An 8,608-nucleotide genomic window follows, 5' to 3' on the forward strand; every position below is an offset into this window, starting at 1 on the left:
GGCGCGGGCCGCTGACGCTCAGGCCGCCTGCACGGCTGCAGGCTGCGGCTCGAGCGCCAGCTCGCGGCGCAGTTGCCGCGCCGCGGCCACCATCTGCCGCAGCGCCGCTTCGGTCTCGGGCCAGCCGCGGGTCTTCAGGCCGCAGTCGGGGTTGACCCACAGGTTGCGCGGCGGGATCACTGCCGCCGCCTTGTGCAGCAGGCGCAGCATCTCGTCGCTGCCGGGCACGCGTGGCGAATGGATGTCGTAGACGCCGGGGCCGATCTCGTTCGGGTAGCGGAAGGCGCTGAAGCCACTCAGCAGCTCCATGTCCGAGCGACTGGTTTCGATGGTGATGACGTCGGCATCCATCGCCGCGATCTCGGGCAGGATGTCGTTGAACTCCGAATAGCACATGTGGGTGTGGATCTGCGTCGCGTCCTGCACGCCACTGGCCGAGACGCGGAAAGCACGCGCGGCCCACTGCAGGTAATCCAGCCAGGCGGCGCGGCGCAGTGGCAGGCCTTCGCGGATGGCCGGCTCGTCGATCTGGATGATGGTGATGCCGGCGGCTTCGAGGTCCATCACCTCGTCGCGCACGGCCAGCGCGATCTGCAGCGCCGTGGTGGCCCGTGGCTGGTCGTCGCGCACGAAGGACCATTGCAGGATCGTGATCGGGCCGGTCAGCATGCCCTTCATCGGCCGATCGGTGAGGCTTTGTGCGTGCACTGTCCAATCCACCGTCATCGGCCGCGGCCGCGACACATCGCCGAACAGCACCGGTGGCTTGACGCAGCGTGAACCATAGGACTGCACCCAGCCGTTGGCGGTGAAGGCAAAACCTTCGAGCTGTTCGCCAAAGTACTCGACCATGTCGTTGCGCTCGGCTTCGCCATGCACCAGCACGTCCAGGCCCAGCGCTTCCTGGCGGCGCACGGCATCGGCAATCTCACGCCGCATCGCGGCCTGGTAGTCGGCGCCGGACATCGCGCCACGCTTGAACGCGGCGCGCGCCGCACGGATCTCGGGCGTCTGCGGGAAAGAGCCGATGGTCGTGGTTGGGAAGGCCGGCAGCTTCAGCCGCTCACGCTGCCGGCGCTGGCGTTCGGAGAAAGCGCTGCGGCGCTGGTCGGCATCGGCCGGCAGCGCGGCCAGGCGAGCCGCCACCGCCGAGTTGTTGACGCGCGGGCTGCTGGCCCGCGCGGCCACGGCGGCACGGGCCGCGAAGAGCTTGCCGCGCACCGGCGTTTCGCCTTCGACCAGCATTCGTTTGATCAGCTGCAGTTCATCGAGCTTTTCGGCCGCGCCGGCCAGCCAGCTGCGCAACTCGGCGTCCAGCGATGCGTCCTGACCCAGGCTCAGCGGCACGTGCAGCAAGGAGCAGGACGGCGCGATCCACAGCCGACCACCGCGACGGGCCAGGGTCGGGCGCAGCGTGGCCAGTGCACGGTCGAGGTCGGCGCGCCAGATGTTGCGGCCGTCGATGATGCCGATCGACAACTCACGGTCCAGCGGCAGCGCTTCCAGCACCGCGGCCAGCTCGTCGCCGGCACGCACCGCGTCCACGTGCAGACCGGCGACCGGCAGCCGGCAGGCCAGCGCCAGCTGCTGCTGCAGCGGTGAGAAATAGGTGGCCAGCATCAGCGACATGTCGGCCGCTTTCAATGCCGCATAAGCGCGCTCGAAGGCCTGGGCCCAGGCGGGCGGCAGGTCCAGCCCGAGGATGGGCTCGTCGACCTGCACCCATTGCACGCCGGCAGCGCCGAGGCGGGTCAGCAACTCGGCATACACCGGCAACAGCGCGTCCAGCAGCGACAAGCGGTCGAAGCCGTCGACCTTCTCCTTGCCCAGCCACAGTAGGCTCAGCGGGCCGACCAGCGCCACCTTGACGCTGTGGCCCAAGCCGTGCGCTTCGGCCACCTCGGCCAGCAGCCGGCGCGAGGCCAGCGCAAAGCGCGTGGCCGGGCTGAACTCGGGCACCAGGTAGTGGTAGTTGGTGTCGAACCACTTGGTCATCTCCAGCGCCGGCTGCCCTGCGCTGACCTCGCCGCCGCCACAAGCGCAACCATCGCCGTGCTGATGCTCGGCCGCGACGCCGCGCGCCATCGTGAAATAGCGCGCCAGCTCGGGCTCGTTGCCGGAGAAGCCGAAGCGCGCCGGTTCGCAGCCGAACAGCTGCAGGTGGTTGGCCACCTGGTCGTAGAACGCGAAGTCGCCGACGGTGACGAAGTCCAGCCCGGCCTCGCGCTGCAGCGCCCAGTGCCGCGCGCGCAGGCTGCGGCCGACGGCTTCCAGTCCATCGGCATCGATCTCACCGCGCCAGAAGCGTTCGAGCGCGAACTTCAGCTCACGTTGGGCGCCGATGCGCGGAAATCCCAGGATATGCGTGCGAATCATGGTTGGATGAGGCTCGGTTGGACTTTGACTTGCCATCATGCCCGAGGCGCCTCTATGATTCAAACGGAAGTTTCTTTTGAAGATCGTGAGTCTTGTTCATGCACCCATCGCTGAATTCACCGCTGGAGCTGCGCCACCTGAAGACCTTGCTGGCGCTGCGCGAGGCCGGCAACCTGTCGCGCGCGGCGCAGTTGCTGAACCTGACGCAATCGGCGCTGTCCTATCAGCTGAAGGCGCTGGAAGACCACTACCAGGTGGTGTTGTTCGAGCGCAAGTCCAGCCCGGTGGCCTTTAGCGCCGCCGGCCAGCGCCTGCTGGGCCTGGCCGACGCCACGCTGCCGCTGGTCGACGAGGCCGAGCGTGACGTGCAGCGTCTCATCGCCGGCGCCGCCGGCACCTTGCGCATCGCCGTCGAATGCCACACCTGCTTCGACTGGCTGATGCCGGCGATGGATGCCTTCCGCGGCCGCTGGCCGGAGGTGGAGCTGGACATCGTCTCGGGCTTCCAGGCCGACCCGGTGGGGCTGCTGCAGCAGGACCGGGCCGAGCTGGCCATCGTCGCCGAACCGGACGACGCCGAGGCCGGCATCGTGTTCCACCCGCTGTTCAGCTTCGAGATCGTTGCGCTGCTGCCCAAGGGCCATGCGCTGTTGGCCAAGCCCTGGCTGGCGGCCGCTGACTTTGCCGACCAGACCTTGATCACCTACCCGGTGCCCGACGACATGCTGGACCTCGTGCGCCGCGTGCTGCGCCCGGCCGGCATCACGCCGCCGCGCCGCACCAGCGAGCTGACGGTGGCGATGCTGCAGCTGGTGGCCAGCGGCCGCGGCATCGCGGCGTTGCCGCTGTGGGCCGTCAAGAGCTACCTGGACCGCGGCTATGTCGCGCAGCAGCGCATCGGCGAGCAGGGCCTGACCGGGCGGCTGTATGCGGCCACGCCGGCGCGCCTGGCCGACCGGCCCTACCTCGCGGCCTTCGTGCGCACGATGCGCGAGACCTCGCTGCTCACCCTGCCGGACGTGGCCTTGCTGTAAGTCCTCTTTGCGCCTGCGCTGCACAGGGCCTTTCAGCCGGCCCGGACAATGCCGCGCATGACCCAAACCGCCGTCGCCTCCGCCCCAGCCGCCACGAGCAGCCAGGTTCTCAGTGCACGCCAGCTCTGGGTGCTGGCACTGCTGACGCTGTTCTGGGGCATCAACTGGCCGATCATGAAGATTGCGCTCGGCGACATGGCGCCGCTGAGCTTCCGCGCGCTGTCGCTGCTGCTGGGCCTGCCCTGCCTGGCGCTGGGGCTCACGCTGCTGAAGGTGCCGTTCCATGTGCCACGCGGTGAATGGCGGCGCATCGGCCTGCTGACGGTCAGCAACATGCTGGTCTGGCATGTGCTGCTGATCCTGGCGCTGCCGCACCTGAGCTCAGGGCGCGCGGCGATCCTGGGCTACACGATGCCGGTGTTTTCTGCCCTCTGGGGTCGGGTGCTGTTCGATGAACGGCTGACCTGGCGCCAGACGCTGGGCGTTGCCGCAGCAGGCGTCGCCGTGGTGCTGCTGCTGTGGCACGAACTCACGCGCCTGAGCGGCGCGCCGCTGGCCGCGGGCTCGGTGCTGGTGGCCGCCGCCGTCTGGGGCCTGGGCACGCAGCAGCTGCGGCGCAGCCGCACGACGGTACCGACGCTGACGATCTCGTTCTGGATGACGGCCATCACCACCGGCGTGCTGTGCGCGCTGGCACTGACATTCGAATCTGCGCGCTGGCAGATGCCCGGCAACGCCGCCATGGCCGCCATCGTCTACAACGGCGTGCTGGTGTTCGGCTACTGCCACGCCGCGTGGTTCTACCTGGCGCGCACCTTGACCCCGGTGGCCTCCAGCACCAGCGTGATGCTGATTCCCGTGCTCGGCATCGTCTCCGGCGCGCTGTGGCTGGGCGAGCGCCTGCACTGGCAGGACGGCGCGGCGATCACGCTGATCCTGCTGTCGATTGCCGCGGTGCTGCTGCCGGCAAAGACAGTCCCGCCGCGCGACGGAAGTCTGCCCTTGCCCTGAGCTTCAGTCCTGCCCGCTGATCAAGCCCAGGACGCTGGAGAAGTCCAGCCCGCCCTGGCCGGCCTGGCAGTGCATCGCATACAACTGCCGCGCTGCCGCGCCCAGCGGCGTGGCGCTGCCGCTGGCGACTGCCGCTTCCATCGCCAGGCCCAGGTCCTTGAGCATCAGCGCGCTGCCGAAACCGCCGCTGTAGCCGCGTGACGCGGGCGCTGCGTCCATCACGCCCGGCACCGGGTTGTACTTCTCCAGCACCCAGTTGCCGCCCGAACTGCGGCGCATGACCTCGGACAGGACGGTGGCATCCAGCCCCAGCGACTGGCCCAGCGCCAGCGCTTCGGAGGTACCGATCATCAGCACCGCCAGCAGCATGTTGTTGCACAGCTTGGTGGCCTGGCCGGCACCCGCGCCGCCGCAGTGGAAGACGTTGGCGCCCATGCGCTGCAGCAGCGGCGTGGCCTGGTCCAGCGTGGCGGCGTCGCCGCCGGCCATGAAGGTCAGCGTGCCGGCCGCGGCGCCCGCGGTGCCGCCGGACACCGGTGCATCGAGGCAGTCCAGGCCTTGGGCTACCGCCGCTTCGGCCAGCAGGCGTGAACTGGCCGGTGCGATGGTGCTGCAGTCGATCAGCAGCGTGCCGGCAGGCAGGCGGCCCAGCAGCCCGGCCGGGCCCAGGTACAGCGCTTCGACATGGCGGCTGGCCGGCAGCATCGAGATCACCACCGCGGCGCCTTCGACGGCTTCATGCGCCGAGCCGGCCAGTGGCAGGCCTTGGGTCGCGGCCAGCGCGCGGGCCGTCTCGCTCAGGTCGAAGCCACGCACCGGGTGGCCGGCTTTCATCAGGTTCAGGGCCATCGGCAGGCCCATGTTGCCCAGGCCGATGAAGGCCACCGGCGTGGTGTGAGGGTCGGACATCAGGGGCTCCTGGCGTGGGTTCACTGCAGATCGGCCAGCGGATGCGGGCCGTTGAAACGGGGGCGGAAGTGCTCGGCGATGTGGCTGTCGGTGATCTCCGCCAGCGTGGCCGGCGACCAGCGCGGCGTTTTGTCCTTGTCGACCAGCAGCGCACGCACGCCTTCGGCGAAATCATGCTGCAGGCAGCAGCCGACCGCCACCTGGTATTCCAGGCGGAACACCTCCGCCAGCGACAGGTGGCGCGCCCGCTGCCACAGCGCAAACGACAGCGCGGCCGAGGTCGGTGAGCCCGCTGCAAAGGCCTTGCCGGCGTTGGCCAGCCAGGGGTCGTCGTGCGTGGCCAGCGCGCGCAAGCGCGGCGCGATGTCGGCCAGTGCGTCATGGCCGATCACTTCGTCGATCAGGTCGAAGTGCCGGCGCAGCAGCGATTCGGGCGGCGCAACCTCGCCGGCCTGCGCCTGCAGCAGGTGGCTCAGCCGCGCGCCGTCGGCCTGCCGCTCGCCGGACCAGGCGGTCTGCGCGATGGCTTCGAGCACCGCCCCCTGCTGCTCATGTGGCAGCACGGCATCGGCCAGCCCGGCGAAGCGCGCATCGGCAGCGTTCAGCGGTGCGCCGGTCAACGCGAGGAACAGCCCCGTGCGGCCCGGCATGCGGCGCAGGAACCAGCTGCCGCCGACATCGGGAAACAGGCCGATGCCGATCTCGGGCATCGCCAGCCGGGTGCGCGGCGTCGCCACCCGGTGCGAGGCACCCGCCATCAGCCCGATGCCGCCACCCATCACGACGCCGTGGCCCCAGCACAGCACCGGCTTCGGGAACTGGTGCAGCTGGAAGTCCAGCCGGTATTCACGTTCGAAGAAGGCGGCGGCCGCGGCTGGCACCTCGCCCGATGTTGCCGCTCTGATGGCGCGATAGAGTGCGACCACGTCGCCGCCGGCGCAGAAGGCCTTGTCGCCGGCACCATCGAGCAGCACACCGGCCACGCGCGGATCCTCGGCCCAGCGCTGCAGCTGCGGCGCGAGGCTGTCGATCATCGCCAGCGACAGCGCATTCAGGCTGGCCGGCGCGTTCAGCCGGGCATGGCCGAAGACATGGCCTGAGGCGGTGCGGATCTCGCCGAAGCGCACGCCATCATCGTGAACCATGGCGGCTTCACCCATGCTGCCAGACCGGTGCGCGCTTGCCCAGGAAGGCGGCCACGCCTTCACGCTGGTTGGCGCCGTCGAACAGGTCGACAAAGGCCTCGCGTTCGTTCGCCAGCGCCTGCTGCGGCGTCCGCCGGCGCGCCGACTGGATCAGCTGCTTGCACGCCCGCACGGCACTCGGGCTCTGTTTGTCGACCGCCTGCGCCATGGCCAGCGCGCGGGCCAGCGCCTGGCCGCGCGGCACCACCTCGTCGACCAGGCCGATGCGCAGCGCCGTCGCCGCATCGGCACGCTCGCCCAGCAGCACCAGGCGCTTGGCCCAGGATTCGCCGACAGTCCAGGCCAGCCACTGCGTGCCGCCGGCACACGGCAGCAGGCCGACCGAGGCCTCGGGCAGCGCCATCTGTGCATGCTCCTCGGCCACGCGCAGGTCGCAGGCCAGCGCACATTCCAGGCCACCGCCCATCGCATAACCGTTGATCGCCGCGATGCTGACGCCGCTGAAGGCCGACAGCGCCTCGAAGGCTTCGCCGAAACGCCGCGCCATCTCGCGCGCCAAGGCCTTGTCGCCCTCGGCAAAGAGCTTCAGGTCGGCTCCGGCGCTGAAGAATTTTTCGCCGTCGCCGGTGATCACCAGGCTGACGATGTTGGGGTCGGCCTCCAGCGCCTGCACGGCCCGGGTCAGGCCGGCCAGGCTGTCGCGGGTCCAGGTGTGGGCGGGTGGGTTGCGCAAGGTGATCAGTGCCGTGTGGCCGCGTCTTTCAAGCGCCAGGCCGGGATAGGTCTCGAGTGTCATCGGATGCTTTCTGTCGCGTGGTCTTGGAGCATGCGGCGTGCCACGATCACGCGCATGATTTCGTTGGTGCCTTCGAGGATCTGGTGCACCCGCGCGTCGCGCAGGTAGCGTTCCAGCGGGTATTCGCGGGTGTAGCCGTAGCCGCCGTGGATCTGCAGCGCTTCGTTGCAGACCTGGAAGCCGATGTCGGTGGCCAGGCGCTTGGCCATCGCGCAGTACACCTGCGCATCGGGCCGCGTTTGGTCCAGCTTGCTGGCGGCCAGGCGCACCATCTGGCGCGCCGAGACCAGCTCGGTGGCCATGTCGGCCAGCTTGAACTGCAGCGCCTGGAAGTCGGCCAGCGGGCGATCGAACTGGCGGCGTTCGTGCAGGTAGCGCTGCGCGGCGTTCAGCGCGCCCTGCGCGGCGCCCACCGAACAGCTGCCGATGTTGATGCGGCCGCCGTCCAGCCCCTGCATCGCGATGCGAAAGCCACCGCCTTCGTCGCCGAGCAGGTGGTTGACCGGCACGCGCACCGCATCGAAGCTGATCGCGCGCGTTGGCTGGCTGTTCCAGCCCATCTTCTCTTCCGCGCGGCCGTAGCGAATGCCTTCTGCCGCGGCCGGCACCGCGAAGGCCGAGATGCCCGCCGCACCGGCGCCGCCGCTGCGCGCCATCACGATCAGCAGGTCGGTCACGCCGGCGCCGGAGATGAAGGCCTTGCCGCCGTCGATGACCCACGCGTCGCCGTCGCGCCGCGCGCGGGTGCGCAGCGAGGCGGCGTCGGAGCCGGCGCCGGGCTCGGTCAGGCAGTAGGACGCCAGCGCCTGGCCGCTGCTCAGCTTCGGACCCCACTGCGCGGCCAATTCAGGCCGCGCAAAACGCGTGAGCATCCAGGTCGCCATGTTGTGGATGGTCAGGAAGGCGGTGGTCGACGGGCAGGCGGCGGCAAGCTCCTCGAACACCAGCGTGGCATCCAGGCGCGGCAGGCCGAGGCCGCCATACGCCGCATCGGCGTACAGGCCGCAGAAGCCCAGTTCACCGGCGTGGCGCAAGGCGTGGCGCGGGAACAGCGACTGCGCATCCCACGCGGCCGCATGCGGCGCGAACTCACTGGCCGCGAAGTCGCGCGCGGCCTGCTGGAAGGCACGCTGTTCTTCGGAGAGCTCGAAGTCCATCGCAGGCTTCAGCGCAGGCTGATGGTGGTGTTGACGCCACCGGCCACGTCGTCGTCGAACCAGCGCGCGGTCACCGTCTTGGTCTGCGTGTAGAACATCACCACCTGCTTGCCGTAAGGCCCCAGGTCGCCGAGCTTGGAGGCACGTGAACCGGTGAACGAGAACATCGGCACCGGCACC

The 8,608-nt window shown here is 69.8% G+C and carries 7 protein-coding genes and 1 pseudogene; 2 read left to right on the forward strand and 6 right to left on the reverse strand.

Annotated features, from left to right (window positions below):
• Window positions 1-18: 18 nt before the first annotated feature.
• Entirely contained in the window at window positions 19-2,376 is a 2,358-nt protein-coding gene (metE, locus tag VLK61_RS04945; protein WP_325418889.1) for a 5-methyltetrahydropteroyltriglutamate--homocysteine S-methyltransferase, read from the reverse strand.
• Window positions 2,377-2,474: 98 nt separating this feature from the next.
• Here metE and VLK61_RS04950 point away from each other — a divergent pair, with 98 nt between their 5' ends.
• Both VLK61_RS04950 and VLK61_RS04955 read left to right on the forward strand, forming a co-directional pair.
• Window positions 2,475-3,410, forward strand: coding sequence for a LysR family transcriptional regulator (locus VLK61_RS04950; protein ID WP_325418891.1), 936 nt, complete (start codon window positions 2,475-2,477; stop codon window positions 3,408-3,410).
• A gap of 57 nt (window positions 3,411-3,467) precedes the next feature.
• Window positions 3,468-4,421, forward strand: coding sequence for a DMT family transporter (locus VLK61_RS04955; protein WP_325418893.1), 954 nt, complete (start codon window positions 3,468-3,470; stop codon window positions 4,419-4,421).
• Window positions 4,422-4,424: 3 nt separating this feature from the next.
• Here VLK61_RS04955 and mmsB read toward each other — a convergent pair whose 3' ends face one another.
• From mmsB to VLK61_RS04980, 5 genes and pseudogenes are all read right to left on the reverse strand, one after another.
• On the reverse strand, window positions 4,425-5,330 hold the full coding sequence (mmsB, locus tag VLK61_RS04960) for a 3-hydroxyisobutyrate dehydrogenase (protein ID WP_325418895.1): 906 nt from the start codon (window positions 5,328-5,330) through the stop codon (window positions 4,425-4,427).
• Between the two features lie 20 nt (window positions 5,331-5,350).
• Window positions 5,351-6,475: an enoyl-CoA hydratase/isomerase family protein gene (locus VLK61_RS04965; protein ID WP_325418897.1), complete on the reverse strand. Its 1,125-nt coding sequence runs from the start codon at window positions 6,473-6,475 to the stop codon at window positions 5,351-5,353.
• A 7-nt stretch (window positions 6,476-6,482) separates the two neighbouring features.
• Window positions 6,483-7,271 carry an enoyl-CoA hydratase gene (locus VLK61_RS04970; protein ID WP_325418899.1) on the reverse strand — a complete coding sequence of 263 codons (789 nt, stop codon included), beginning with the start codon at window positions 7,269-7,271 and terminating at the stop codon, window positions 6,483-6,485.
• Window positions 7,268-8,428 carry an acyl-CoA dehydrogenase family protein gene (locus VLK61_RS04975; RefSeq protein ID WP_325418901.1) on the reverse strand — a complete coding sequence of 387 codons (1,161 nt, stop codon included), beginning with the start codon at window positions 8,426-8,428 and terminating at the stop codon, window positions 7,268-7,270. The genes VLK61_RS04970 and VLK61_RS04975 overlap by 4 nt, the downstream gene beginning before the upstream one ends.
• Before the next feature lie 8 nt (window positions 8,429-8,436).
• A pseudogene (locus tag VLK61_RS04980) lies at window positions 8,437-8,608 on the reverse strand (malonate-semialdehyde dehydrogenase); the annotation flags it as partial.

This window comes from Aquabacterium sp. (assembly GCF_035476535.1).
Classification (GTDB): domain Bacteria; phylum Pseudomonadota; class Gammaproteobacteria; order Burkholderiales; family Burkholderiaceae_C; genus Pseudaquabacterium.

Excerpts from the sequence above, each read along its gene's own strand:
- VLK61_RS04955 (WP_325418893.1), top strand. The coding sequence starts at position 3,468 with ATGACCCAAACCGCCGTCGCCTCCGCCCCAGCCGCCACGAGCAGCCAG.
- metE (WP_325418889.1), bottom strand. The coding sequence starts at position 2,376 with ATGATTCGCACGCATATCCTGGGATTTCCGCGCATCGGCGCCCAACGT.
- VLK61_RS04970 (WP_325418899.1), bottom strand. The coding sequence starts at position 7,271 with ATGACACTCGAGACCTATCCCGGCCTGGCGCTTGAAAGACGCGGCCAC.
- mmsB (WP_325418895.1), bottom strand. The coding sequence starts at position 5,330 with ATGTCCGACCCTCACACCACGCCGGTGGCCTTCATCGGCCTGGGCAAC.
- VLK61_RS04975 (WP_325418901.1), bottom strand. The coding sequence starts at position 8,428 with ATGGACTTCGAGCTCTCCGAAGAACAGCGTGCCTTCCAGCAGGCCGCG.
- VLK61_RS04965 (WP_325418897.1), bottom strand. The coding sequence starts at position 6,475 with ATGGTTCACGATGATGGCGTGCGCTTCGGCGAGATCCGCACCGCCTCA.
- VLK61_RS04950 (WP_325418891.1), top strand. The coding sequence starts at position 2,475 with ATGCACCCATCGCTGAATTCACCGCTGGAGCTGCGCCACCTGAAGACC.